Origin of the sequence: Massilia sp. BSC265, assembly GCF_000740675.1 — a bacterium.
GTDB lineage: Bacteria > Pseudomonadota > Gammaproteobacteria > Burkholderiales > Burkholderiaceae_D > Telluria.
The window spans coordinates 293,686-320,076 of sequence record NZ_JPXI01000033.1 but is presented as its reverse complement, the minus strand read 5'-3'; the positions used below and the strand labels follow the sequence as shown (position 1 = coordinate 320,076).

Sequence of the window (26,391 nt, the reverse complement as noted above, 5' to 3'; positions counted from 1 at the left end):
CTCCTGTCGTTTTATCGGATGTTATGTAACTTCTGTCGTTATTGGATCTGGAGCGACACGGCGCCCAGTTCGTCCTTGCCCGCCGCGCTGGCGGCGACCTTGCCCTTGCCGGTCCAGTTGAACGGCAGCTTGACCACTTCGCGCCCGCCCGATTCGCGCGATGCCTCGACCACCAGCGTGTAGTCGCCGGCCGGGAGCTTGTCCAGGCCGGTGCGCGCGCCGTCGAATTTCATCGTATGGGCGCCCGGCGGACGGGTTGCGCCGCTCACGCCGTCGATCGGCATGGTGGCGTCGCGGCCGGCCTTGCGCCACCAGGTGCGCAGGTCCTTCAGCCACTTTTCGCCTTCGCGGTTCTTCATCTTGACGTCGTACAGCACGGCCAGGTTCGAGGCCACGGTCTGGTCGGCGCGCTCGATCCAGATCGCGACATAGGGCTTGTGGTATTCGGCGACGTTCAGCCGCGGCAGCTCGAACTTGACGGACAGGTCGGCGCCCACGGCCCAGCTGGAAGCCAGCGGCAGGGTCAGGAGGAGCGAGTGGGACAGTTTCATGCTTGGTCTTCTCTAGGTAAATAGTAGAGCGATGAAGGAGGATTCAATGGACGAACAGCAGGGCCAGCACGATCGGCAGCACGACGCCGAATCCGACCACGGGCCAGGTCGACGGCCGCTTGGCCGCGTGGTACTTCAGGATCAGGAAACCGGTGATGCAGAACACCACGCAGGCGACGGAGAACATGTCGATGAACCAGCTCCACACCGGCCCGGTGTTGCGGCCCTTGTGCATGTCGTTCAGCCACGAGATCCAGCCGCGGTCGGTCCGTTCGTATTCCACGCTGCCGTCGCTGGCCAGGCGCAGCCAGGCGTCGCCGCCCGGGCGGGGCAGGGCGAGGTAGGCATCGTCTTCGCTCCACTCGGCGCGCTTGCCGCGCACCTCGACCGGGAAGGAGGCATTGGCCCAGTCCGCGATCTCGCTCGGCAGCGGCACGTTGGCGTCGGCATGCTCCCGCGCGTACTGTTCCAGCTGGGCGCGCAACGGCTCCGGCAGGGTGGTTTTCAGGCGCGTCACCTGGGGCTCCGCCTCGATCAGGCTGGCGTTGTTGAGGGTCAGGCCGGTAAAGCTGAACAGCAGCATCGCCATCAGGCAGATGGCGGAACTGATCCAGTGCCACTGGTGCAGCTGCTTCAGGTAGACGGCGCGACGCGCACCCGGCAAGGCAGGGGGAGCGGCCGATGCGGCGGCAGATGCAGGGGTGGAAGTGGTCGGTCCAATCGGGCTCATCATCAAATGATAACGATTATCATTTACGTGGTCAACCGTACATTGTGGCTTTACAAATAGAAATAAATAATTTCTCAGCCGGAGCCCTGTCTTGCATCAGACCTTGCGTTACAATACCGTGCGCTAAAAGGCAAGAGGGCCGTAAGAGGCCGCTTGTCATGTAATTCGTCCTTCCCCACAACTTGATGTAGTAAGTGCGATCCGCTAACCGGTCAGGCCGTGTCGCGGAAGGTTAGACCAACCCGCCCCATACTCGCGAAGCGCGAAGAAAGGTGAGCAAGAATGATGCAGCAACAGAATGCGAACTCGTACCTGTTCGGCGGTAATGCGCCGTACGTGGAAGAGTTATATGAAGCGTACCTGAACAATCCGGGTTCGGTCCCGGAAAACTGGCGCGCTTACTTTGACCAGATGCAGCACGTGCCTGCCGTGGACGGCTCCAGCCGCCCGGACGTGGTCCACTCGTCGGTCGTCGCCTCGTTTGCGGAACGCGCGAAGCAGGGCCCCATCCGCACCATCAGCGCCTCGTCGGACCCGGAAATGGGCCGCAAACGCGTGGCCGTCACCCAGCTGATCGCCGCCTACCGCTACCTCGGCTCGCGCTGGGCCAACCTCGACCCGCTGCAGCGCCAGGAACGTCCGCCGCTGCCGGAACTCGACCCGGCCTTCTACGGCTTTACCGAAGCGGACCTCGACACCGTCTTCAACATCAGTAATACCTACTTCGGCAAGGAAACCGCGCCGCTGCGCGACATCCTGAACATGCTGCGCGACACCTACTGCCGTTCGATCGGCGCTGAGTTCATGTACATCAGCGACCCGACCGAGAAGCGTTGGCTGCAGGAGCGCCTGGAGTCGATCCGCTCGACTCCGACCTTCACCGGCGACAAGAAGAAGCACATCCTCGAGCGACTCACCGCGGCCGAAGGCCTGGAGCGCTACCTCCACACCAAGTACGTCGGCGCCAAGCGTTTCTCGCTGGAAGGCGGCGAATCCTTCATCGCCTCGATCGACGAAGTCATCCAGCGCGCCGGTGAAAAGGGTGTGCAGGAAATCGTCATCGGCATGGCCCACCGCGGCCGCCTGAACGTGCTGGTCAACACCCTGGGCAAGAGCCCGGCCGACCTGTTCGAAGAATTCGAAGGCAAGCACGCCGACGACCTGCCTGCGGGCGACGTGAAATACCACCAGGGCTTTTCGAGCGACATCTCGACCCCGGGCGGCCCGGTCCACCTGTCGCTTGCTTTTAATCCTTCCCACCTCGAGATCGTCAACCCGGTCGTCGAAGGTTCGGTCAAGGCGCGCATGGACCGCCGCGGCGACCGCAAGGGCAAGGAAGTGCTGCCGATCCTGGTGCACGGCGACGCTGCGTTCGCCGGCCAGGGCGTGGTCATGGAAACCCTGAACCTGGCCCAGACCCGCGGCTACGGCACCGGCGGTACCGTCCACATCGTCATCAACAACCAGATCGGCTTCACCACCTCGGACCCGCGCGACGCCCGTTCGACCATCTACTGCTCGGACGTCGTCAAGATGATCGAGGCACCGGTGCTGCACGTGAACGCCGACGATCCGGAAGCGGTCGTGCTGGCCTCGCAGATCGCGATGGACTACCGCACCGAATTCGGCAAGGACGTGGTCGTGGACATCGTCTGCTACCGCAAGCTGGGCCACAACGAGCAGGATACCCCGGCGCTGACCCAGCCGCTGATGTACAAGAAGATCGCCAAGCACCCGGGCACCCGCAAGCTGTACGCGGAGAAGCTGTCTGCGCAGGGCACCGTGCCGCCGGAAACCGGCGACCAGCTGGTGGCCGAATACCGCGCCGCGATGGACGCCGGCAAGCACACCATCGATCCGGTGCTGACCAACTTCAAGAACAAGTACGCCGTCGACTGGGCGCCGTTCCTGAACAAGAAGTGGACCGATGCCGCGGATACCGCCGTGCCGCTGACCGAACTGAAACGCCTGGCGGAACGCATCACCAAGGTGCCGGAAGGCTTCAAGCCGCACTCGCTGGTCGAGAAGGTCCTGAACGACCGCGCCGCCATGGGCCGCGGCGAGATGAACCTCGACTGGGGCATGGGCGAGCACCTGGCCTTCGCCACCCTGCTGTCGTCGGGCTACCCGGTCCGCCTGTCGGGCCAGGACGCCGGCCGCGGCACCTTCGTGCACCGCCACGCCGTGCTGCACGACCAGAACCGCGAGCGCTGGGACCAGGGCATCTACCTGCCGCTGGCCAACGTCTCGGACAACCAGGCCAACTTCACCGTGATCGACTCGGTGCTGTCCGAAGAGGCGGTGCTCGGCTTCGAGTACGGCTACTCGACCGCCGAACCGAACACCCTGACCATCTGGGAAGCCCAGTTCGGCGACTTCGTCAACGGCGCCCAGGTCGTCATCGACCAGTTCATCGCCTCGGGCGAAGCGAAATGGGGCCGCGCCTCGGGCCTGACCATGATGCTGCCGCACGGCTACGAAGGCCAGGGTCCGGAGCACTCGTCGGCACGCATCGAGCGCTTCCTGCAGCTGTGCGCCGACAACAACATGCAGGTGGTGCAGCCGACCACGGCCGCCCAGATCTTCCACCTGCTGCGCCGCCAGATGGTGCGCCAGTTCCGCAAGCCGCTGGTGATCTTCACCCCGAAGTCGCTGCTGCGTAACAAGGACGCCGGCTCGGCGCTGACCGACCTGGCCAAGGGCGGCTTCCAGACCGTCATCGGCGAAGTGGACGAGAAGATCGATGCAGGCAAGGTCAAGCGCGTGCAGGTCTGCTCGGGCAAGGTCTACTACGACCTGGTCAACACCCGCAAGGCCCGTGGCGCCAGCGACGTCGCGATCATCCGTATCGAACAGATGTATCCGTTCCCGCACAAGTCGTTCGCGGCCGAACTGAAGAAGTTCCCGAACGCGACCGAGGTGGTGTGGGTGCAGGACGAGCCGCAGAACCAGGGTCCGTGGTTCCAGATCCAGCACAACATCTTCGAAAACATGGAAGAGGGCCAGCGCCTGGCGTATGCCGGCCGCGCCGCTTCCTCGTCGCCTGCGGTCGGCTATGCCGACAAGCACGTGGCGCAGCAGAAGGAACTGCTGGAGACCGCGTTCTCCAAGCTCAAGGGCTTCATCCTGACTAAGTAAAAGAAAAACACACCACGCCCCGGGCTTCGGCCCGGGGCTTTTGCACAGAATAATTAACGGAGTTACATCAACATGGCACAAATCGAAGTCAAGGTCCCCCAACTGTCGGAATCGGTTGCTGAAGCGACCCTCCTGTCCTGGCACAAGAAAGTCGGCGAGAAGGTCTCGCGCGACGAGAACATGATCGATATCGAGACCGACAAGGTGGTCCTGGAACTGCCGGCCCCGAGCGAAGGCGTCATCGTCCAGCTGATCAAGGCCGACGGCGCGACCGTCGTGTCGGGCGAAGTCATCGCCATCATCGACACCGAGGCGTCGGAACAGACCAGCCCGGTGGCAGTGCGCTCGGCACCGGTGCAAGCCGCCCCTGAGGCATCGGCCGCAGCCGCCCCGGCCGCAGCCAGCACCGGCTCGAAAGGCGACGTCGCGATGCCGGCCGCCGCCAAGATCCTGGCTGACAACAACATGAGCGCTGCCGACGCCACCGGCACCGGCCGCGACGGCCGCGTGACCAAGGGCGACGCCCTGGCCGCCGTTGCCAACAAGCCTGCCGCTGCTGCCGCTCCGGCACCGGCCGCCAAGCCGGCCCTGCAATCGGTCGCCGCACCGGCCCCGGTCGCCCTGGGTGACCGTCCGGAAGAGCGCGTGCCGATGAGCCGCCTGCGCGCCCGTATCGCCGAGCGCCTGCTGCAGTCGCAGCAGACCAACGCCATCCTGACCACCTTCAACGAGGTGAACATGGCGCCGGTCATGGAACTGCGCAACAAGTACAAGGACAAGTTCGAGAAAGAGCACGGCGTCAAGCTGGGCTTCATGTCCTTCTTCGTCAAGGCCGCTGTCGCCGCCCTGAAGAAGTACCCGATCCTGAATGCGTCGGTCGACGGTAACGACATCGTCTACCACGGCTACTTCGACATCGGCATCGCCGTCGGTTCGCCGCGCGGCCTGGTGGTCCCGATCCTGCGCAACGCCGACCAGATGTCGATCGCCGAGATCGAGAAGAAGATCGGCGAATTCGGCGCCAAGGCCAAGGACGGCAAGCTGACCCTGGAAGACCTGACCGGCGGTACCTTCTCGATCTCGAACGGCGGCGTGTTCGGCTCGATGCTGTCGACCCCGATCATCAACCCGCCGCAGTCGGCGATCCTGGGCGTGCACGCCACCAAGGACCGCGCCGTCGTGGAGAACGGCCAGATCGTCATCCGCCCGATGAACTACCTGGCCATGTCGTACGACCACCGCATCATCGACGGCCGCGAAGCCGTGCTGGGCCTGGTGGCCATGAAGGACGCGCTGGAAGATCCGGCACGCCTGCTGCTCGACCTGTAAATCGGCAGCGCAGTGCAGTGGCGGACGTGCCGGTGACGGCATGTCCGCCGACACAGCAGCATCAGATGGGCACGCACGCGTGCCGTCTGCGAACACCAGGGAGGACCGCCATGATCTCCGATGAAATCCGGCGTTTGCACGAACTGCACCAGGCCGGCGCCCTGACGGACGCCGAATTCGAGCAGGCCAAGGCGAAAGTGCTGGCCAGCGAGCGGGTGAGCCTGGACAAGGAGGGCAGGAGCAGTGCCGGCTTCGGACCGCCGCCCGGCAGCTTCGAGGCGAAGTTGAAATCCTTGCGCCGTACGCGCCGCGACCGCTGGCTCGCCGGCGTCTGCGGCGCCCTGAGCGACGGCTTCGGCATGGACGTCTATGCCTGGCGCCTCGTGTTCGTCCTGCTCACCCTGGTGACCTCCGGTTTCGGGGCGCTGGCCTATCTGGCGCTGTGGATCTTTGTCCCAGAAGAATAAATAAGGAAGCTATTCATGAGTAACGAGAAACAATTCGACGTCGTCGTGATCGGCGGCGGCCCTGGCGGCTACATCGCCGCCATCCGTGCAGCCCAGCTGGGCTTCAAGACCGCCTGCATCGACGCGTGGAGCAACGCGGCAGGCAAGCCGGCCCCGGGCGGCACCTGCACCAACGTCGGCTGCATCCCCTCGAAGGCCCTGCTGCAGTCGTCGGAACACTTCGAGCACGCCGGCCACGCCTTTGCCGACCACGGCATCAAGGTCGGCGGCCTGGAGCTCGACCTGCCGACCATGCTCAAGCGTAAGGACACCATCGTCAAGCAGAACAACGACGGCATCCTGTTCCTGTTCAAGAAGAACAAGGTCAGCTTCTTCCACGGCCTGGGTTCGTTCGCCGGCAAGACCGACGACGGCTACACCATCAACGTGAGCGGCCCGACGACCGACACCCTGACCGCCAAGAACGTGGTCGTGGCGACCGGTTCGAACGCACGCCAGCTGCCGGGCGCGGAATTCGACGAGAAGCTGATCCTGTCGAACGAAGGCGCACTGGCGATCGACGCCGTCCCTGGCAAACTCGGCGTGATCGGCGCCGGCGTCATCGGCCTGGAAATGGGTTCGGTGTGGCGCCGCGTCGGCGCGGAAGTCACCGTGCTGGAAGGCCTGCCGACCTTCCTGGGCGCTGTCGACGAGCAGATCGCCAAGGAAGCGCACAAGCTGTTCACCAAGCAGGGCCTGAAGATCAACCTGGGCTGCAAGATCGGCAAGATCACCAAGGGCGAGAACAATGTCACCGTGGAATACGCCGATTCGACCGGCGCCGAGCAGACCGCAACGTTTGACCGCCTGATCATCTCGATCGGCCGCGTGCCGAACACCAATGGCCTGGGGATCGAGACCGTCGGCCTGCAGCTCGACGAGCGCGGCTTCGTGGTCGTGGACGACGAATGCCGCACCAGCCTGCCGGGCGTGTGGGCAGTGGGCGACGTCGTGCGCGGCCCGATGCTGGCGCACAAGGCGGAAGAAGAGGGCGTCGCGGTTGCCGAGCGCATCGCCGGCCAGCACGGCCACGTCAACTTCAACACCATCCCGTGGGTCATCTACACCTCGCCGGAAATCGCCTGGGTCGGCAAGACCGAGCAGCAACTGAAGGCCGAAGGCGTGTCGTACAAGGCCGGCACCTTCCCGTTCATGGCCAACGGCCGTGCGCGCGCGCTGGGCGATACCTCGGGCATGGTGAAGTTCCTGGCCGATGCCGTCACCGATGAAATCCTGGGCGTGCACATCGTCGGCCCGGTCGCTTCGGAGCTGATCTCGGAAGCCGTCGTCGCGATGGAATTCAAGGCCTCGTCGGAAGACATCGCCCGCATCTGCCACGCACACCCGTCGCTGTCGGAAGCCGTCAAGGAAGCCGCGCTGGCGGTGGACAAGCGTTCGCTCAATTTCTAAGGCTTTACGGTAGGGTGGGCGGCTCTGCCGCCCACGCGGTCAAACCACGTGTCCCGGCCCGCGCCGTGGCGTGCAACCGTGCGTTGACCGCGTGGGCGGGAGACCCGCCCACCCTACGTTTACAGCCTCATGCACGCGGCGCCACACCCGTCCCGTGCCACGTAAGATCATCATCATGAACGTCCAAGAGTATTACCAGCACGCGCTGACCGAGCGCGGCTTCACGTCCGACCCGGCGCAGGCCGCCGCGGTGGAACGCCTGCAGCAGGCGTACGACGACTGGGTCCACTACAAGGCCCAGCGGTCGTCCGCTTTCAAGCGTCTCATCAACCGTCCCGACGTGCCGAAGGGCGTGTACATGTGGGGCGGGGTAGGGCGCGGCAAGTCCTTCCTGATGGACTCCTTCTATTCGGTGGTGCCGGTGGTGCGCAAGACGCGCCTGCACTTCCACGAGTTCATGCGCGCCGTCCACGGCCAACTGGACGAGCTGAAAGGCGTGGCCGACCCGCTCGACGAAGTCGCCAAGCGCATCGCCAAGAAATATCGCCTGATCTGCTTCGACGAGTTCCACGTCTCCGACATCGCCGATGCGATGATCCTGTACAACCTGCTCAAGGCCCTGTTCGACAACGGCGTCAGTTTCGTGATGACCTCGAACTACGAGCCGTCCACGCTGTACCCGGACGGACTGCACCGCGACCGCATGCTGCCCACCATCGCGCTATTGCAGGAAAGATTAGACGTGCTGAACGTCGATGCCGGCAACGACTACCGCAAGCGCGCCCTGGAGCAGGTGCAGGCCTACTACACGCCGCTGAATGCCGCCTCCGACCATGCGCTCCGCGAAGCCTATGCCAAGGTGGCCGACACCGCCGACGAGAGCCCGATCGTCCATATCGAGAACCGCGAGATCCGTGCGCTGCGCCGGGCCGGCGGGGTGATCTGGTTCGATTTCGCCACCCTGTGCGGCGGGCCGCGTTCGCAGAACGACTACCTGGAACTGGCTTCGCGCTTCCATACCGTGATCCTCTCCGGCATCCCGGCCATGTCGGCCGGCCAGTCCTCGGAGGCGCGTCGCTTTACCTGGCTGGTGGACGTGTTCTACGACCACAAGGTCAAGCTGATCATGTCTGCGGCAGTCGAACCCGAAGAGCTGTACACCCAGGGTATGCTCGCGAACGAATTCCACCGCACGGTCTCGCGTATCATTGAAATGCAGTCGCGCGAATACATGCTCGCCGAACGCCGCGGCGCAGCCGATTCCATCGCCTGAACGAAAGGACATCATGACGAGTCACCCTATTTTTCGTGCAGGCCAGCGCGTCCTCTGTGCGGCCGTGGTCGCAGTGCTGCTTTCCGCCTGCGCCAGCGTCGAGCCGGGCCCTTCGGTGGAATCGGTCGACCCGACTACCTCGGTGGCACAGGCCGACCAGCGCCTGGCTGCGGTTGCCGCCGAGCGCGCCGCGATCGAAGCGCGCTACGCTGAACGGGAAGCGGTCTGCTACGAGAAATTCTTTGTCAATCACTGCCTGGACGAAGCGAAAGAGCGCCGCCGTGTCGCCCTGGTCGCGCAGCGCAACGTCGAGATCGAAGCGGAGCGCTTCAAGCGCCGCGTGAAGGTCGAGGAACGCGACCGCGAGATCGCCGCCGCGGACGCCGAGTACAAGGCCGAGGAGGCGCGCCTGGCGGCCGAGCCGCCACCGCCGCCGCGCGAAACGACGGCGCTGCCGCCACCCCGCCCGTCGCCGGCCGCGTCGCGCATGGCGCGCCGCAATGCCAAGGCGAAGGAAGAGGCGGCCCGGGCGCCCCAGGAAGCTGCGAAGACGGCGGCGAACGTGCGCGCCTACGAGGAGCGCAAGCGCAAGGCGGAGCAGAAGCAGAAGGAAGTCGCGGAGCGCGTGGCCGAGCGTGAGGCGAAGGCTGCGGCGCGCAAGGCGCAGGAAGAGAAGGCGAAGTCGGCGCCGGCGGGGAAGTAGGAAGTGGCTCGACGGGCGTCTGTGTGACGCCCGGCTTCCTGTGCCAGGGCGGCAAGGTGGCGTTCAGACAATCCGCCCGATTTTCCCTGAGAATCCATCCTGCGCCGGTTTCACCAACTTCACGATTGCCATCGAGCAGTTCCCCCCCTTGCCCTGCGAGCGCTCCTGCGCCTTGTTGATCAGCATTTCCGATGCCTGCCGCGGCGTGGCCTTGCTGGTAGCCGTTGCCAGTTCTGCATCCGTGAAGAAATGCCATAAGCCATCCGATGCCAGCAGGAACACGTCCCCCGCCGCCAGCCCGCTGTGGCTGCCGATCGTCACGAAGGGTTGCTTGCGGCTGTTGCCCATGACGTTGAGCAGCAGCCTGGACCTGCGGTGGTTCTTCGCCGCTTCCTCCGGCAGCTTGTCGCTCGACATCAGGTGCTGTACATAGACCGCATCACTGGTGCGCGCCAGGCACTTGGCGTCCTTGAAGTGGTACAGCCGCGAGTCGCCCACATGGCCCCACACGGCCTCGCCGTGCGGCGTCAATACCAGGCCGACGAAGCTCGCATGCGCCTCGGTCCCTTCGCTTGCCCCACCCATGACGGCATTCATCTTCATCACGAGATGGGTCTCGCTGACGATGTCCCGCAGCAGCTGGGCGAGCCGTTCCAGGCTGGGACGGTCGCCCGGCTTGAATTCGTCGAAGACCTGGCGCGCCGTGTGCAGCACCTGGTCCGCCCCTGCAGCGCCGGCGATGCCGTCCGACAGCACGGCCAGCACATAACCGGGCGCGCGGGCGCCGGTCAGCAGGACGACGCGGTCGTTCTGCTGCGGGCGGTTCCCGATGTGTTGCGCGGTTCCCGCTTCGATCTTGTATGTTGTCATAAACCCTTAATTCCGTAGCGCCTGCGCCAATCTTTGTTGGCGGCAACCTCAGCGTAGATTAAACTATGCACCGAGAAGCCGTGGCGTTGCAAGCCGAACACAAGCGGCCGCGATTGGCTAGCATCGCCACGCTGCCGTGCACCGCCGGCGCCACTACCCCAGCCCCCGCAAACGCTTTGTACAGAACTGTTTGGAACAGCCATCATGACCGACGTCCAGGACATCCAGCGCCGCATCATTGAACTCGACGTGGAGCACCGCGACCTCGATGCCGTCATTTCGATGCTCTCCGCGGACGGCCATGCCGACCAGCTCCAGTTGCGCCGTTTGAAGAAGCGTAAGCTGCAGCTCAAGGATCATATTACGCTGCTGAAGATGCAGCTGGTGCCCGATATTCCAGCCTGACCCAGGCCTCAAAGAAACAACATATTTTGACCGACCATCTCCCCGCATCGATTGCGGACTCCGGTGTTACCGCCGAGCCGGCGGGCGCGGTGCCGCAGGGCGACGTGCTTCCGGCCGGTGTTAGTCCGGGTAAATACGACGAAGAGCTCGACCGCTTGTTCGGTCCGGGCGGCCCGCTTGCGCCTGCGGTCGGCACCTTCAAGCCGCGCAAGTCCCAGACCGAAATGGCCAAGGCCATCGCGGCGGCGATAGCCGATCAGAAGGTGCTGATGGCCGAGGCCGGCACCGGCACCGGCAAGACCTTCGCCTACCTCGTCCCGGCCCTGCTGTGGGGCGGCAAGACCATCATCTCGACCGGCACCAAGAACCTGCAGGACCAGCTGTTCCTGCGCGACATCCCGACCATCCGCGCCGCGCTGCGCGCGCCGGTGTCGGTGGCCCTGCTCAAGGGACGCTCGAACTACGTCTGCCATTTCCACCTGGAACGCACGCTGAACAACGGACGCTTGACCTCGCGCGACGACGTCGGCCACCTGCGCGAGATCTCGCGCTTCATCAAGATGACCAACTCGGGCGACAAGGCCGAGCTGGCCAAGGTGCCGGAAAACGCCACGGTCTGGAACCTCGTCACGTCGACCCGCGACAGCTGCATGGGCGCCGAGTGCCAGTACTACCAGGACTGCTTCGTCATGAAGGCGCGCAGGGAGGCCCAGCAGGCCGACGTGGTCGTGGTCAACCACCACCTGTTCTTCGCCGACGTGGCCCTGAAGGACACCGGCGTGGCCGAACTGCTGCCCTCGGCCAACACCATCATCTTCGACGAGGCGCACCAGTTGCCGGACACCGCGACGCTGTTCTTCGGCCAGTCGGTCTCCACCTCGCAGGTGCTGGAGCTGTGCCGCGACGTGCTGGCCGAAGGACTGGCGCATGCGCGCGGCCCCGACTGGGCCAAGGTCGTCACGGTCGTCGAGAAGGCGGCGCGCGACCTGCGCCTGACCTTCCCGGAAGGCGGCACCCGCCTGTCGCTGCCGCAGATCCTGCCGACCTCGGCCTTCTTCCCGGCGCTGGAAAAGCTGAAAGAAGAACTGTCCGGCATGATCACCGTGCTGGAAGAACATTCGGCCCGCGCCGAGACGATCGAGGCCTGTCGACTGCGTGCGCACGAGCTCAGCGCATCCTTCGATGCGTGGAAGCCGGATACCAAGAAAGGCAAGGCGGTGGCGGGCGATGACGCCGTGTTGTGGGTCGAAGCCTTCAATTCCTCGCTGCAGCTGCACAAGACGCCGCTGTCGATCGCCCCGATTTTCTCGGGCCAGCGCGAAGGCACGCCGCGCAGCTGGATCTTCACCTCGGCGACGCTGGCGGTGAAGAACGACTTCAAGCATTTCTCCGACCAGATGGGCCTGACGGGCGAGCCGGCCATGACTTGGCCGAGTCCGTTCAATTATGGCGAGCAGGGCATCCTGTACGTGCCGACCGGGCTGCCGGAGCCGAATTCCTTCCAGTACACCGATGCCTGCGTCGACATCGCGCTGCCGGTGATCGAAGCGGCGGGCGGACGCACCTTCTTCCTGTGCACCACGATCCGCGCCGTCAACAAGGTGGCCGAGCGCCTGCGCGAAGAGTTCGCCGCGCGCGGGCTGGACTTCCCGCTCTTCGTGCAGGGGGAACGCGGGCGTACCGAGCTGCTCGATTCCTTCCGCAATGCCGGCAATGCCGTGCTGGTGGGCAGCCAGAGCTTCTGGGAGGGCGTGGACGTGCGCGGCGACGCGCTCTCGCTGGTCATCATCGACAAGCTGCCCTTCGCCCCGCCGGACGATCCGGTACTGGCGGCGCGCATCGAGGTCATGGAAAAGCAGGGGCTGAACGGCTTCATGCACCACCAGCTGCCGGAGGCGATCATCACGCTCAAGCAGGGCGCGGGGCGCCTGATCCGCGACGTGGACGACCGGGGCGTCCTGATGATCTGCGACCCGCGCATCATTACCAAGCCGTATGGACGGCGCATCTGGCAGAGCCTGCCGCCGTTCAAGCGCACGCGGGTGCAGGCGGATGTGATCGAGTTCTTCCAGCCGGGGACCATCGCCGACGCGGCGGATTTGAACGCGTAGGGTGGGCGGGTCTCCCGCCCACGCGGTGATCGTTACCGGCTTCGTTTTCGCGCCGGATGATCTTGCCGCAAACTATCAGCGCGTGGGGTGATCTGGTCCAGTGGACCAGATCACAAGCCGCCCACCCTACAAATCCGATGCACATCCGTTACGGGCAGATAACGACCTTGCCCGTCACCTTCCGCGCCGCCATGTCGTTCAAGGCCCGCGCCGTATCTTCCAGTTTGTAACGCGCCGACACCAGCGGCTTCAATTTACCTTCCGCCATCCACCCCAGCATCTGCCGCATCGCGGCCAGGTTCGCGGCCGGCTCCTTGCGGACAAAATCGCCCCAGAACACGCCCACCACCGAGGCGCCTTTCAGCAGCATCAGGTTCCAGGGCAGCTTCGGGATCTCGCCGGCCGCAAAGCCTACCACCAGGTGCCGCCCGCGCCAGGCGATCGAACGCAGTGCCGGCTCGCTGTACTTGCCGCCCACCGGGTCGTAGATCACGTCCGGTCCGCGCCCATCGGTCGCCGCCTTCAGCGCCTCGCGCAGGTCTTCCTTTTCGTAGTTGATCACGGCATCCGCACCGTGTTCGCGGCAGATCGCCAGTTTCTCGTCGCTCGAGGCCGCAGCAATCACGCGCGCGCCCAGGGCCTTGCCGATCTCGATCGCCGCCAGCCCGACGCCGCCGGCCGCACCCAGCACCAGCATGGTCTCGCCCGGCTGCAGGGCGGCGCGGTCCACCACCGCGTGGTGCGAGGTGCCGTAGGTGAGGGTGATCGCGGCGGCGGTGTCGAAGTCCATGCCGGGCGGCATCGGCATCAGGGATTCGCTAGGGGCCAGCGCCTGCTCGGCGAAGGCCCCCGTGCGAGTGAAGCCGATCACCCGTTGGCCCGGCGCGTAGCCGCTGACGCCTGCGCCGACGGCGCGCACCGTGCCGGCGAATTCGTTCCCCGGCGTGAAGGGCAGCGCGGGCCGCACCTGGTACTTGCCCTGCACTGTCAGCACGTCAGGAAAATTGACGCCGGCCGCGTTCACGTCGACCACGACTTCGCCCGCGCCCGGCACCAGTTCGGGCAAGTCTTCGATCACGAGCTGGTCGATCGGACCCCAATCCTTGCAACGTACCGCTTTCATTTCCTCTCCTTTACGTCAAACACTTCTTTCCAGGACACCTGCATCAATCGGCGGCATTATGCCTGAAGGTGCATTCCACGCTACTTTCGAAGGATGCTGTCGAGCCCGCCAGCACGCTTGTGTGCACGCAAAGTGGCCGAGGTCGGTGACGCTAGAGTCGAAGGAAACCGGCTTGGCGCATTGAAATGGGGGGCAGGCAATGGCAATCCGTTACGGGTGTTTTTTCAGCTACGCACACGGCAGGCACGACCTGATGAAACGGTTCAAGGAAGCCTTGGCCGACGCGTTACGCTGCTATCTCGAACCACACTTCGACAACGAAGACGAACTGTTCATCGACACCGAACAACTGGGTGGCGGCGACGACCTCGACCGCAAGATCGCGCGCGCGATGTGCGAGAGCGTTTGCATGATCCTCATCTACACACCCAAGTACGAGGCGCATGCCTATACGCGGCGCGAGTACGCCGCCATGCGCCTGCTCGAGCGCGAACGCGCGGGCTGGTACGAACTGCCGAGCCGCCTGATCATCCCGGTGATCATGACGCGGCATCCCGAATCGCTGCCGCCGGAAATTACCGAGAACACCTTCTACGTCGACTTTTCGCATTTCACCATGGCGACAAGCGACCTCAAATCCAACCCGGACTTCCTGCCCGACATCGGCAAGATGGTCCAGCGCATCGCCAGGCATTATCAGGAACAAAAAAAGCATACGCCACCCGGGCACGACTGCAACCAATTCGTGCTCCCCGATGTCCCACCAGAATGGCGCGCGATGCCAAGCCTGACTTTCCCAAAAAAATAACGAGGAGTCGCATGGAACAGAATCGCTCTACGCTTGACACACTGGACAGTCCCGGCCAGGTGACCACCCTGTATGCCTATGAAGGCGGCCCCGCCCGCAACGGCCTGCTGGCCGCCATGGCGCAGCAGCTGGCCGGGGACGCGGACGGGGCGCCCGTGCTGGCGATCGATTGGGACCTCGCTTCGCCGTCGCTGCACGGCTATTTCGGCCAGCGGCCCGATGCCGCGGACGACGACTGCCTCCCCGGCCTGGTGGACTTTGCCGGCGCGCTGCTCGGGGAGTTGCGGCGGCGCCGTATCGCACGCGACGATGGCGGCGGCGAGCTTGCCGCTCAGTTGGCTGATTCCGTGCTCGACGCCGTCGACTGGCGGCCCTACGTGCAGCGCGTGCATGGCCGCCGCCCGCTGTACCTGATGCGGGCCGGCCGTTTCGATGAAGACTATGCCGAACGTGCCGAACGCCTCGACTGGGTGGCATTGTTCGATGCCTGCCCGGCGCTGCTGCGCCGCTTCGCGACCCGCCTGGCCCGCCATTTCCGCCACGTGCTGGTCGCCAGCGGGGCCGGCCGCTCTTCCAGCGTCAGCGCCTGCACGGCCCTCGTGCCCGATCGGCTGATCGGCCTGTTCACCCCCGCCGCCGGGAGTATCGACGGGCTCGAGGGTGTGGTGAGCCGGGCCATCGAGTACCGCTGCACCCATGAGGACGAACAGCGCCCGCTGCTGGTCTATCCGGTGGCGTGCAGCGCCGACGGGGCGCGCAGCGACACCGGCCAACGCTGGCGCCGCGGCGATCCCGCCGAGGGCCTGGCCGGCTACCAGCAGCGTCTCGAAACGCTGCTGCGCGGCAGCTACGGCGTCGGCTGGCTGCGGCTGGAAAGCTGGTTCGACGAGGTCCAGCTGCCGGTGTGCGAAGCCCTCGCGATCGCAGGCCCCGGGCACGCCGCGCTGGCGCATCCGGCTTCCTGCCTGCTGACGTGGTTCGCCGAGGGATGCTTCCCCTGGCAATCGCTGGCCGAAGTGCGCCTGCGCGCCTCGCTTGCACGCGTGCGCGTCCAGGAAGGCGAGGCCGCTGGCGCGCGGCTGGCCGCCTGCCTGGCGCGGCTCGCCGAGCTGTGCAGGGAAGAAGGGCGCGTCAACGAAGCGCGCGAGCTGTTGCGCGAGAGCCTGGCATTGCGCAGCGCCGCCTTGGGTGAAGACCACGCGGACACCCGTGCCACCCATGTCGCGCTGGGAGCAGTGGACCTGGCCGGCGGCAGGCTGGACGATGCGCGCCAGCGCTTCGAGCAGCAGGCCCAGCTGTGCGCCAGCGTGCTGGGAGCGGACCATCCCGAAACGCTGGCGGCACGCTCGTGCCTGGCGTCCGTGCTCGGCCGGCAGGGTGAGGGCGAGCGGGCGCTGGCGCTGCACGAGCAGGTGGTCTCCACCTGCGAGCGCCTGTGGGGAGATGCCCACCCCGCCACGCTCGACAGCCTCGAAGATCTCGCCGTCACCCTCGGCCGGCAGCACGAGAACGGCCGGGCGCGGCTGCTGTTCGAGCGCGTATTCGAAGGCCGGCGCCGCGTGCAGGGTGCCGAGCACGAGGACACGCTGCGCTGCGGACAGCGGCTGGGCCAGCTGCTTGGCGAAATGGGCGACCTCGGCAATGCGCGGCGGCTGCTCGAAGCCGTGCTGCGCGTGCGCGAGCGCTACGATGGCGCCCATGCCTTGCCGACGGTGCCCGTGCGCGAGGCGCTGGCCAAGATCCTCGCGGCCCAGGGCGACATGGCTGCCGTGCGCAGCCTACGGGCGTCGCCTGCGCCGCTCCGCGAGGCCGAGCCCGGCGGCACCCATCCGGACGAGCACCATGCCATCGACAGCCTGCAGCAACAGTGCGCGCAACTGAAGGCCCTGATCGAGCAGGACAGCCGGATGGAGGCACGTGCGCTGGCCGACAGCATGCGCCAGTCGGTGCAATGGCTGAGTGTGGCACTTCCGCTACGCCAGCGCGTGGCGGCGATGATCGAGCAGGTCTACCTGCAGGAGGGAGACAAGGACGCGGCGCTGGCGCTCAACAAGGATCTGGTGTCCTCGCTGGAGGGGGCCCTTGTCCGGGCGAGGCGCGACAAACTGCCGGTATTGTGATGGCGGCAAATCTCGGTGCAATAGCGACAAAAATCGTTGGCAAGATGGCTATTCCATGACAGGAAAAGTCTCCTCACGGAAACAAAAAACGCGTTACCGACGAGCGATCCGGGCGTTGCTTCAGGTAAAATCGCTGGCATGCGAATTCTTATCAGTAACGACGACGGCTACCTGGCGCCTGGTATCAGTGCGCTGGCCGATGCCTTGTCCGCGATCGCGGACATCGTGGTGGTCGCACCCGACAGCAACCGCTCGGGTGCGTCGAATTCGTTGACGCTGGACCGCCCGCTGACGGTCACGAAAGCCGCCAATGGCTTTCATTTTGTCAATGGCACGCCGACCGATTGCGTCCACATCGCCCTCACCGCGATGGGGGATGCGCCGCCCGATCTGGTCGTTTCCGGCATCAACAACGGCCAGAACATGGGCGACGACACCCTGTATTCCGGGACCGTCGCCGCCGCCACCGAAGCTTACCTGTTCGGCATTCCGGCAATTGCCTTCTCGCAGGTGAACCCGGGCTGGGCGCATGTCGATGCCGCGGCCAGGGTGGCGCGCGAGATCGTCGAGCGCCGCTTCGACAAGCTCGAACTGCCCTTCCTGTTCAACGTGAACATCCCGAACCTGCCCTACGAGCAGATCGGTCCGCTGACGCCGTCGCGCCTCGGCCGCCGCCACCAGGCCGAGCCGGTCATCCGCTCGCAGGATCCGCGCGGCCGCGAGATCTTCTGGATCGGCGCGCCCGGTGCCTGCCGCGATGCGGGCGATGGCACGGATTTCCATACCACCGCGCAGGGCTGCGTGTCGATCACGCCACTGCAGATCGACCTGACCCACAAGGCACAGCTGGAACTGCTGCGGGGGCTCGTATGAGCGAGAAAATGAACGAGAAGCGCAGCACCTTTCCGCTGCCGCTGTCCTCGGTAACCGGGAGCGGTGTCCGCAAGCCGGGAACTCCCGTGCCGGTGGCCACGCCGCAGACCGCAACACGTAATGCGAGCACTGCGGCAAGCACTGCTTCAAGCACTGCGGCCGGCACCGCGGGCCGCGCCGGTTTCGCCGCGCCGGCGCCGCGTCTGCCCGGCTATGCCCAGGCCCACACGCCTTCCGCGCCGGTCGCGCAGCGTTCCGACCTGATGGCCTCGGAAGCGGTGCGCCGCGCCATGGTGGCGCGCGTGGCGAAACAGGGCGTCAAGGACGGCATCGTGCTGGGCGCGATGGAAACGGTGCCGCGCCACCTGTTCATCGAACCGGCCCTGTCGGCGCAGGCGTACATCGATGCATCGCTGCCGATCGGGCACAACCAGACGATTTCGCAGCCCTACATCGTCGCACGCATGATTGAGGCAATGCGCGAAGCGACGCGCGCCTCCCCCCAGGAAGGCAGGCAACTGTGCCGGGTGCTCGAGATCGGCACGGGCTGCGGCTACCAGGCCGCCGTGCTGTCGTTTGTTGCGCGCGAGGTGTACTCGATCGAGCGCATCAAGCCGCTGCACGAGCTGGCCAAGTCGAACCTGCGGCCGCTGAGGATCTCGAACCTGCGTTTGCAATACGGTGATGGTATGCTAGGCTTGCCGCAGGTAGCACCTTTCGACGGCATCATCCTTGCAGCCGCGGGACTCGAAGTGCCGCAAGCGCTGCTCGAACAACTTGCCATCGGCGCGCATCTCGTCGCGCCGGTTGGTGCCCAGGTCCAGCACCTGCAACGTATCACCCGCATCGGTAAAAGCGAGTGGGCCAGCGAAACGCTGGAAGCGTGCCACTTCGTACCGCTGCGCCCCGGCACGATCTAGCGGGTTTCGCCTGTGCCGGCGCCAGCGCGCGGGCGCACCGATGCAATCCGTCCCGGCCTGCCGGGTCAACCCCGCCGGCCCTGCCGGCGTTGAAGAGCCTGGTCCAACCGGCATGACCGCGGCCGACGATGTCCGCCGGCGTGTTTCGCCCCTGGCACTGTTGCCGGGACGGCGCGCCACAGAACATGAACAGAAAATAGAAAGACAATGAAACAAGCATCCCATTTGCCCCGTCTTGCCCTGATTACTCTTGCCTTGAGCCTGCTGGCCGGCTGTAATTCCGTGACCCGCCAGGCGCCTGTCGTCGAACGTGCCGCCGCGCCAAAAGTCGTCCAGTCGCGTCCGGCCCCGGCGACCCGCGTCGAGGAGCCGAAGGAAGAGAAGGGCATGTACACCGTGCGCCGTGGCGACACCCTGCTGCGTATCGCACTGGACCATGGCGAGAACTACCGCGACATCGTCGCCTGGAACAACCTGCGCGACCCGGACGACATCAAGGTCGGCCAGGTCCTGCGCGTGTCGGCGCCGGAACGCGGCGAGCGCACCGCCGGCGTTCAGACCCAGCCGGTGCCGATGCCGCCGAGCGTCACCCCGCCGCGCAAGACCGAGCCGCGCGCCGACAAGCAGCCGTACAATGAGACCGTTGCCGCCCGTCCGGAATCGGGCGCGCGCACCGAGCCGGTGCGCCCGGCCGCGCCGGCCCAGCCGACGCCTGCGGCGGCAACCCCGGCGGTCGCTGCCAGCAGCACGGCGAGCGCGAATGACGACGACAAGCTGAGCTGGATGTGGCCGGCCGACGGCCGCATCGTCGCTACCTTCGACGAAGGCCGCAACAAGGGCATCGACATTGCCGGCCGTCCGGGCCAGCAGGTGGTGGCTGCGGGCGCCGGGAAGGTAATGTACGCTGGCAGTGGCATCCGGGGTTATGGTAACCTCGTCATCGTCAAGCACAACAACAGCTTGCTGTCGGCTTACGCGCACAACCGCAAGATCGTCGTCAAGGAAGGCGACAACGTGGCCAAGGGCCAGATGATCGCGGAAATGGGCGACTCGGACGCCGACTCGGTGAAATTGCATTTCGAAATACGCCAACAGGGCAAACCCGTCGATCCGGCGAGGTTCCTGCCCGGTCGATAGAGGTTCGCGGGTGTGAAAAAACGCCCACGGCAAGTGCTGCGCGATCCGACGCCGAGTCGAAGACAGTACGTTAGTACGGCGAGAGGAGGCAACGCAGCCATGGGCGAATTTTTCACAGACGCGTAGGAAGCTTATGACGCAGCCGCCGCACACGCTGGATCCGCAGGAGTCAGACGAGTTTCCGGACGAACCGGAGCACGGCGGCGGCGCTGCGACCGACGGGGAGGACATCCTTCCCGGGCCCGACGTGGACACGGTGGACGAGTTGCGCAAGGTCTTGCAGGCCGAACTCGCCACCGACACCACCCAGCACTACCTCAACCAGATCGGCACCCGCCCGCTCCTGAGCGCGGCCGAGGAAGTCCAGGTCGCCACGCTGGCCAAGGCGGGCGACTTCGCGGCGCGCCAGAAGATGATCGAGCATAACCTGCGCCTGGTCGTCTCGATCGCCAAGCACTACATCAACCGCGGCGTCGTGCTGCTCGACCTGATCGAAGAAGGCAACATCGGCCTGATGCGCGCCATCGACAAGTTCGAGCCCGAGCGCGGTTTCCGTTTTTCCACCTACGCCACCTGGTGGATCCGCCAGAGCATCGAGCGCGCCATCATGAACCAGGCGCGCACAGTGCGCCTGCCGGTGCACATGGTGCGCGAACTCAACCAGATCCTGCGCGCCAAGTACCACCTCGAGGCACAGAAGCACGACGGCAAGGAAGCCTCCAGCGAGGATATCGCCAGCCTGGTCGGGCGGCCGGTGGAGGAGGTGCAGGACATCCTGGCACTGTCCGAGCACGCCGCCTCGCTTGACGCTCCGCTCGACAACGACCCGACCTCCAGCCTGATGGACATGCTGCCCGACGACGGCGAAGCCAGTCCGGACGCGCGCGCCGAGCAGCATGAAATGACGGCCCTGGTGCGCGACTGGCTGACACGGCTGCCGGACAAGCAGCGCCTGGTGGTCACGCGGCGCTTCGGGCTGGACAACGACGATCCGGCCACGCTGGAGACCTTGGCCGAGGAGATGGGCGTGACGCGCGAGCGGGTACGCCAGATCCAGCAGGAGGCGCTGGTCAAGCTCAAGCGCGCGATGGCGGCGCGCGGAGTGGTGCGGGATTCGCTTTTGTAGGGTGGGCGGGTCGCCGCCCACGCGGCCAACTGTCTCCAGCACTGTCGCGGAGGTTCATGCGCCAACGATCACCGCGTGGGCGCCATCCCTGGCATTGCCCGAAATCACCCTGCCACCCTACGATCATCCCTGTTGTAGCACCCACCCCATTTCCTTGCTATCATGCTGCCCGGGCGCATTCCGCCCATTTTTTATTGGCGAACTCCATGCGCAGCGAGTCCTGCGCCCACTCCCTAATTCTTTTGACCACCATGCAAGAAACTTTCATCGACATCAAAGCCCTGGATGCGGACGCGCGCGGCGTCGGCCACCTCGAGAATGAAGACGGCACCCCGGGCAAGGTGATCTTCGTCGAAGGCGCACTGCCGGGCGAGCGCGTCAGCTTTGAGACCCTGCGCAAGAAGAAGAACTGGGAGTCGGGCCGGATGGTCACCCTGCAGCGCGCCTCGTCGATGCGGGTCGAGCCCAAGTGCCAGCACTTCGGCTACTGCGGCGGCTGCTCGATGCAGCACCTGGAGCCCTCGGCCCAGGTCGCGATGAAGCAGCGCGTCCTCGAGGACAACCTCTGGCACCTTGGCAAGGTGAAGGCCGAGAACATCATGCGCCCGCTGTACGGCCCGACCTGGGATTACCGCTACCGGGCGCGCCTGTCGGTGCGCCACGTGGCCAAGAAGGGCGGGGTGCTGGTGGGCTTCCACGAGCGCGCCTCGTCCTACGTGGCCGACATTACCTATTGCGAAATCCTGCCGGACCACGTGGCGCGCCTGATCGTGCCGCTGCGCGAGTTCGTCGGCCAGCTGTCGATCTACAACCAGATGCCGCAGATCGAAGTCGCCATCGGCGAAGAGGTGACCGTCCTGGTGCTGCGTATCATGGCGCCGCTCACCCCGGCGGACGAGGAATTGGCCAAGGCCTTTGCCGACAAATGGGAGATCCAGTGGTGGCTGCAGCCGAAAGGCCCGGATACCGCCTACCCATACTACCCGCTGGGCAAGGAACTCTACTACACGCTGCCGGAATTCGGCATCAGGATGCCGTTCAAGCCGACCGACTTCACCCAGGTGAATCACCAGATCAACCGCGTCCTCGTATCGAAGGCGCTGCGGCTGCTGGACGTTCAGCCGGGCGAGCGGGTGGCCGACCTGTTCTGCGGCCTGGGCAATTTCACGCTGCCGCTGGCAACCCAGGCGCGCGAAGTGGTGGGCATCGAAGGCAGCACCGCGCTGACCACGCGTGCGCTGGAAAATGCGCAGGCCAACGGGCTGGCCGCCAAGACCTCGTTCTCGACCCGCAACCTGTTCGAAGTGACCAAGGAAGACCTGGTCGCGCTCGGCCGTTTTGAGCGCATGCTGGTCGACCCGCCGCGCGACGGCGCGATGGCGCTGTCGCTGGCGCTGGCCGACCTGCGCCAGACGCATGAGGAGCTGATGCCGCAGCGGATCGTGTACGTGTCCTGCAGCCCGTCGACGCTGGCGCGCGATGCGGGCATTCTGGTTCACAAGGCCGGGTACGTGCTGAAGAAGGCGGGGGTGTGCAATATGTTCCCGCATACCTCGCACGTGGAGTCGATTGCAGTGTTCGAACTGGGCCCGAAGCCGGTGGCGGCGGCCGCCTACGAAGTGCCTGCCGAGGCCGCTTGAAGCAGGATGGCCGGCTTCGCCGGCCGCGCGCCCGATCCAGTGTAAACGGATGCGACGCGACGATTCCAGGGGTGGCTGAACGCGCGGTCGGCAGAATCGGCCGTCCTGCAGGAAGCGCAAAAAAAAAGCCGACCATCTGGTCGGCTTTGTCATTGCAGCTGAGACCGCTCAGTCGTCGCTGCCGCCGGCCAGGCCCAGCAGGCGCAGCAGGCTGGTGAAGATGTTGTACACATCCAGGTAGATTGCCAGGGTCGCGCTGATGTAGTTGGTCTCGCCGCCGTTGACGATGCGCTGCACGTCATACAGGATGAAGGCCGAGAAGATACCGATTGCCAGCACCGAGACGACGATCGAGATCGCCGACATCTGCAGGAAGATGTTGGCCACGATCGCCAGCAGCAGTACGATCACGCCGGCAAACAGCCAGCTGCCCATGCCCGAGAAGTCGCGCTTGGTCGTGGTGGCAATGCTTGCCATCACGGCAAACACGCAGGCGGTGCCGCCGAAGGCGGTCATGATCAGCGAACCGCCGTTGCTGTAGCCGAGGGTGTGGCGCAGCAGCGGGGTCAGCATCAGGCCCATGAAGAAGGTGAAGCCCAGCAGCATGGCCACGCCGACCGCCGAATGCTTGGTCTTCTCGATCGCGAACATGAAGCCGAACGCGATGGCGAGGAAGATGATGAAGCCCATGCCGCCGCTCAGCATCGGCAGCTCCATCGATACGCCGATGAAAGCGCCCAGCACGGTCGGGATCATCGACAGCGCGAGCAGCCAGTAGGTGTTGCGCAATACCTTGTTGCGGGTAACCGCACTACCAGCGCCTTTGGTCAGGTCAACAGTACCTTGCGATTGCGAGTTTGGGAACATCTTGTGCCTCCGGTTAGTGGATGAGCGTCACTGGAAACTTACATCGGCCAACTTAGTTGTAGCTTAAGCAGGGCTGAAACCAGGACGATTTTGCTCCGCAACTCTACCACTTTGCTTGCCAGTGCCGCAATATCGGTTATATGAGGGATGTATGGTAAAATTAAAGGTTGATTGAGTTCAGAAATTATCTAGAAGTTCTTGATCTAAACCTTACTTTTATTGGAGTTTTTACATGGCAATCGAACGCACCCTGTCGATCATCAAACCGGACGCAGTTGCAAAAAACGTGATCGGCCAAATCTATAGCCGCTTCGAAGGCGCTGGCCTGAAGATCGTTGCTGCCCGCATGACCCAGCTGTCGCAAGCCGAAGCCGAAGGCTTCTACGCGGTGCACGCAGCGCGTCCGTTCTTCAAGGACCTCGTGAACTTCATGATCTCGGGTCCGGTGATGATCCAGGTGCTGGAAGGCGAAGGCGCGATCCTGAAGAACCGCGACCTGATGGGCGCCACCGATCCGAAGAAAGCAGAAGCCGGCACCATCCGCGCCGACTTCGCCGACTCGATCGACGCCAACGCCGTCCACGGTTCGGACGCCGCTGAAACTGCTGCTGTGGAAATCGCCTACTTCTTCCCGGCACTGAACGTCTACTCGCGTTAATTAGTAGGGGGAGCGCATCCGGGGCGCGCCCCGGTTGATTTCCCCGGACTAATTTAAATGAGTAAGCCACTCGCTCGCGGCAAGGCCGGCGCGAGTGGCTTCAGGAATAAAGGATTTTGCCATGACGACTCTCACCAACCTGCTGGACTTCGATCCCGCGCAACTCGTTGCGTACTGCGCCGAGCTGGGTGAGAAACCGTTCCGCGCCAAGCAGCTCCAACGTTGGATCCACCAGTTCGGCGCGTCGAGCTTCGACGACATGACCGACCTGGCCAAGTCGCTGCGCGAAAAACTCAAGACCCGCGCCGAAGTCCGTGCGCCGGGCATCATCAGCGACCATACCTCGCTTGACGGCACCCGCAAGTGGCTGGTCGACGTGGGCAATGGCAATGCCGTGGAAACCGTGTTCATTCCGGAAGAAAACCGCGGCACGCTGTGCATCTCGACCCAGGCCGGCTGCGCCGTCAACTGCCGCTTCTGCTCGACCGGCAAGCAGGGCTTCAACCGCAACCTTACCGTGGCCGAGATCATCGGCCAGCTGTGGATGGCCGAGTTCGAGCTGCGCAAGACCAAGGGCATCGAGCCGGGGCCCAAGGGCGAGCGCCAGATCACCAACGTGGTCATGATGGGCATGGGCGAACCGCTGCTCAACTACGAGCCGACCGCGACCGCGCTCAAGATGATGCTCGACGATAACGCCTACGGCCTGTCGCGCCGCCGCGTGACCCTGTCGACCTCGGGCGTGGTGCCGAACATCGACAAGCTGTCGCAGGACGTGCCGGTGGCCCTGGCCGTGTCGCTGCACGCGTCGAACGACGCCCTGCGCGACATCCTGGTGCCGCTCAACAAGAAATACCCGCTGCGCGAGCTGCTGGCCGCGTGCAAGCGCTACCTGGAGTTTGCCCCGCGCGACTTCATCACCTTCGAGTACTGCATGCTCGACGGTTTCAACGACAGCGACGAGCATGCGCGCGAACTGATCGCGCTGGTGAACGACCCGGTGGTGGGCGTGAACTGCAAGTTCAACCTGATCCCGTTCAACCCGTTCCCGGAGTCGGGCCTGACCCGCTCGAAGAACCCGCGCATCAAGGCCTTCGCCCAGGTGCTGATGGACGCCGGCATCGTCACCACCGTGCGCAAGACGCGCGGCGACGATATCGACGCCGCCTGCGGCCAACTGGCCGGCGAGGTGCAGGACCGCACCCGCGTGGCCCAGCGCATGGAAAAGATGGCCGAGTACCAGAAGAAGTTCGGCGCCGACTTCGGGCGCATCGTGGAGATCCCGTCCTGATGGGCCGCGCCGCCGGCCGTGCCGTTCTTGTCGTCGCGCTGGCCGTGCTGGCCGGCTGCGCCAGCAATGGCAGCGGCAGCGGCGGCGAACTGAAGACCGCGTCCGACGTGACGGCGGCGGAAAAGCGCGCGTCGATCCGGCTGCAGCTGGCGGTCGGCTACTACCAGAACGGCCAGTACGAGACCGCCCTCGACGAGGTCAAGCAGGCGATTGCGGCCGACCCCGGCAATGCCGAGGCCTACGGCCTGCGCGCGCTGATCTACACCGCGATGGGCCAGCTGCCGCTGGCCGACGAGAACTACCAGACTGCGCTGCGCCTCAAGCCGGGCAACCCGGACCTGTCGAACAACTACGGGTCCTTCCTGTGCACCTCGCTGAACAAGCCGGCCCAGGCGATGCCTTACTTCGATACGGCGCTGCGCAATCCGAGCTACCAGACTCCCGTGAGCGCGCTGGTGAATGCGGGGCTGTGCAGCATCCGCAGCAAGAATTTCCAGGCCGCCGAGCGCTACCTGCTCGAGGCCGTGCGTTACAACCCCGACCTGCAGGCGACGAATGCCGGCCTGGCGCGGGCCTACTACGAGCGGCGCGACTACACGCGCGCCGGTTTTTTCATTAACCGCCTGATCGAGACTTCGAAACTCGACACGCTGTCGGCCGACGCGCTCTGGCTGGCTTTGCGCGTGCAGCGCAAGCTGGGCGACCGGACGCAGGAAGCCAGCCTGGCAGCCCAGCTGCGGCGGCGTTTCCCCGGTTCGCCGGAGTACGCGGCCTTCGAGCGCGGCGCATTTGAGTGAGACTA

23 protein-coding genes are annotated in these 26,391 nt (G+C 65.1%); 18 read left to right on the top strand and 5 right to left on the bottom strand.

Features of this window, described 5'->3' with window-relative positions; genetic code table 11:
* Positions 1 to 38: 38 nt before the first annotated feature.
* A complete protein-coding gene (locus tag MA09_RS13615) occupies positions 39 to 551 on the bottom strand; it encodes a DUF2271 domain-containing protein (RefSeq protein WP_036249310.1) in 513 nt (170 codons plus the stop codon).
* A gap of 43 nt (positions 552 to 594) precedes the next feature.
* Positions 595 to 1,281 carry a PepSY-associated TM helix domain-containing protein gene (locus MA09_RS13610; RefSeq protein WP_051933480.1) on the bottom strand — a complete coding sequence of 229 codons (687 nt, stop codon included), beginning with the start codon at positions 1,279 to 1,281 and terminating at the stop codon, positions 595 to 597.
* Between the two features lie 282 nt (positions 1,282 to 1,563).
* Between MA09_RS13610 and MA09_RS13605 the strand changes: the two genes are divergently transcribed.
* The 6 genes from MA09_RS13605 (at position 1,564) to MA09_RS13580 (ending at position 9,640) form a co-directional block, all read left to right on the top strand.
* Positions 1,564 to 4,419 (top strand): 2-oxoglutarate dehydrogenase E1 component, encoded by a 2,856-nt coding sequence (locus MA09_RS13605; protein WP_036249305.1) that lies wholly within the window; start codon positions 1,564 to 1,566, stop codon positions 4,417 to 4,419.
* A gap of 72 nt (positions 4,420 to 4,491) precedes the next feature.
* The gene (gene odhB / locus MA09_RS13600; RefSeq protein ID WP_036249302.1) at positions 4,492 to 5,748 is read left to right on the top strand and encodes a 2-oxoglutarate dehydrogenase complex dihydrolipoyllysine-residue succinyltransferase; all 1,257 of its coding nucleotides are present in this window, start codon (positions 4,492 to 4,494) and stop codon (positions 5,746 to 5,748) included.
* 110 nt (positions 5,749 to 5,858) lie between these two features.
* Positions 5,859 to 6,215, top strand: a complete 357-nt coding sequence (locus tag MA09_RS13595; RefSeq protein WP_036249299.1) for a PspC domain-containing protein — start codon at positions 5,859 to 5,861, stop codon at positions 6,213 to 6,215.
* Between the two features lie 15 nt (positions 6,216 to 6,230).
* Entirely contained in the window at positions 6,231 to 7,664 is a 1,434-nt protein-coding gene (gene lpdA / locus MA09_RS13590) for a dihydrolipoyl dehydrogenase (protein WP_036249296.1), read from the top strand.
* Positions 7,665 to 7,839: 175 nt separating this feature from the next.
* Positions 7,840 to 8,937, top strand: a complete 1,098-nt coding sequence (gene zapE, locus MA09_RS13585; protein WP_036250053.1) for a cell division protein ZapE — start codon at positions 7,840 to 7,842, stop codon at positions 8,935 to 8,937.
* Positions 8,938 to 8,950: 13 nt separating this feature from the next.
* Positions 8,951 to 9,640: a hypothetical protein gene (locus MA09_RS13580; protein ID WP_036249294.1), complete on the top strand. Its 690-nt coding sequence runs from the start codon at positions 8,951 to 8,953 to the stop codon at positions 9,638 to 9,640.
* A gap of 63 nt (positions 9,641 to 9,703) precedes the next feature.
* On the opposite strand, the gene MA09_RS13575 is transcribed toward MA09_RS13580, so the two are convergent.
* Positions 9,704 to 10,510 (bottom strand): PP2C family serine/threonine-protein phosphatase, encoded by an 807-nt coding sequence (locus tag MA09_RS13575; protein ID WP_036249292.1) that lies wholly within the window; start codon positions 10,508 to 10,510, stop codon positions 9,704 to 9,706.
* Positions 10,511 to 10,714: 204 nt separating this feature from the next.
* Here MA09_RS13575 and MA09_RS13570 point away from each other — a divergent pair, with 204 nt between their 5' ends.
* A complete protein-coding gene (locus MA09_RS13570; protein ID WP_036249289.1) occupies positions 10,715 to 10,915 on the top strand; it encodes a YdcH family protein in 201 nt (66 codons plus the stop codon).
* A gap of 89 nt (positions 10,916 to 11,004) precedes the next feature.
* Complete coding sequence (locus MA09_RS13565) at positions 11,005 to 13,026, top strand: ATP-dependent DNA helicase (RefSeq protein WP_051933479.1); 2,022 nt, start codon at positions 11,005 to 11,007, stop codon at positions 13,024 to 13,026.
* 148 nt (positions 13,027 to 13,174) lie between these two features.
* Here MA09_RS13565 and MA09_RS13560 read toward each other — a convergent pair whose 3' ends face one another.
* On the bottom strand, positions 13,175 to 14,149 hold the full coding sequence (locus MA09_RS13560; RefSeq protein WP_036249287.1) for an NADPH:quinone oxidoreductase family protein: 975 nt from the start codon (positions 14,147 to 14,149) through the stop codon (positions 13,175 to 13,177).
* Between the two features lie 199 nt (positions 14,150 to 14,348).
* Between MA09_RS13560 and MA09_RS13555 the strand changes: the two genes are divergently transcribed.
* From MA09_RS13555 to rlmD, 7 genes are all read left to right on the top strand, one after another.
* Positions 14,349 to 14,957, top strand: coding sequence for a toll/interleukin-1 receptor domain-containing protein (locus MA09_RS13555; protein WP_036249286.1), 609 nt, complete (start codon positions 14,349 to 14,351; stop codon positions 14,955 to 14,957).
* Positions 14,958 to 14,968: 11 nt separating this feature from the next.
* Entirely contained in the window at positions 14,969 to 17,077 is a 2,109-nt protein-coding gene (locus tag MA09_RS13550; RefSeq protein ID WP_036249285.1) for a tetratricopeptide repeat protein, read from the top strand.
* Between the two features lie 138 nt (positions 17,078 to 17,215).
* A complete protein-coding gene (surE, locus tag MA09_RS13545) occupies positions 17,216 to 17,950 on the top strand; it encodes a 5'/3'-nucleotidase SurE (protein WP_036249283.1) in 735 nt (244 codons plus the stop codon).
* Positions 17,951 to 17,958: 8 nt separating this feature from the next.
* Positions 17,959 to 18,870, top strand: a complete 912-nt coding sequence (locus MA09_RS13540; protein WP_036250049.1) for a protein-L-isoaspartate(D-aspartate) O-methyltransferase — start codon at positions 17,959 to 17,961, stop codon at positions 18,868 to 18,870.
* Between the two features lie 207 nt (positions 18,871 to 19,077).
* Positions 19,078 to 20,007 (top strand): peptidoglycan DD-metalloendopeptidase family protein, encoded by a 930-nt coding sequence (locus tag MA09_RS13535; protein ID WP_036249281.1) that lies wholly within the window; start codon positions 19,078 to 19,080, stop codon positions 20,005 to 20,007.
* Positions 20,008 to 20,140: 133 nt separating this feature from the next.
* Positions 20,141 to 21,133: an RNA polymerase sigma factor RpoS gene (gene rpoS / locus MA09_RS13530; protein ID WP_036249280.1), complete on the top strand. Its 993-nt coding sequence runs from the start codon at positions 20,141 to 20,143 to the stop codon at positions 21,131 to 21,133.
* Positions 21,134 to 21,384: 251 nt separating this feature from the next.
* Complete coding sequence (gene rlmD, locus MA09_RS13525) at positions 21,385 to 22,773, top strand: 23S rRNA (uracil(1939)-C(5))-methyltransferase RlmD (protein ID WP_036250047.1); 1,389 nt, start codon at positions 21,385 to 21,387, stop codon at positions 22,771 to 22,773.
* 168 nt (positions 22,774 to 22,941) lie between these two features.
* Here rlmD and MA09_RS13520 read toward each other — a convergent pair whose 3' ends face one another.
* The gene (locus MA09_RS13520; RefSeq protein ID WP_036249279.1) at positions 22,942 to 23,640 is read right to left on the bottom strand and encodes a Bax inhibitor-1/YccA family protein; all 699 of its coding nucleotides are present in this window, start codon (positions 23,638 to 23,640) and stop codon (positions 22,942 to 22,944) included.
* A gap of 232 nt (positions 23,641 to 23,872) precedes the next feature.
* Here MA09_RS13520 and ndk point away from each other — a divergent pair, with 232 nt between their 5' ends.
* The 3 genes from ndk to pilW all read left to right on the top strand — a co-directional run bounded on the left by ndk (position 23,873) and on the right by pilW (position 26,386).
* Complete coding sequence (gene ndk / locus MA09_RS13515; RefSeq protein WP_036249276.1) at positions 23,873 to 24,298, top strand: nucleoside-diphosphate kinase; 426 nt, start codon at positions 23,873 to 23,875, stop codon at positions 24,296 to 24,298.
* A 121-nt stretch (positions 24,299 to 24,419) separates the two neighbouring features.
* Positions 24,420 to 25,589, top strand: coding sequence for a 23S rRNA (adenine(2503)-C(2))-methyltransferase RlmN (gene rlmN, locus MA09_RS13510; protein WP_036249274.1), 1,170 nt, complete (start codon positions 24,420 to 24,422; stop codon positions 25,587 to 25,589).
* Positions 25,589 to 26,386, top strand: a complete 798-nt coding sequence (pilW, locus tag MA09_RS13505; protein ID WP_036249271.1) for a type IV pilus biogenesis/stability protein PilW — start codon at positions 25,589 to 25,591, stop codon at positions 26,384 to 26,386. Before rlmN ends, pilW begins: the two co-directional genes overlap by 1 nt.
* Positions 26,387 to 26,391: the final 5 nt, after the last annotated feature.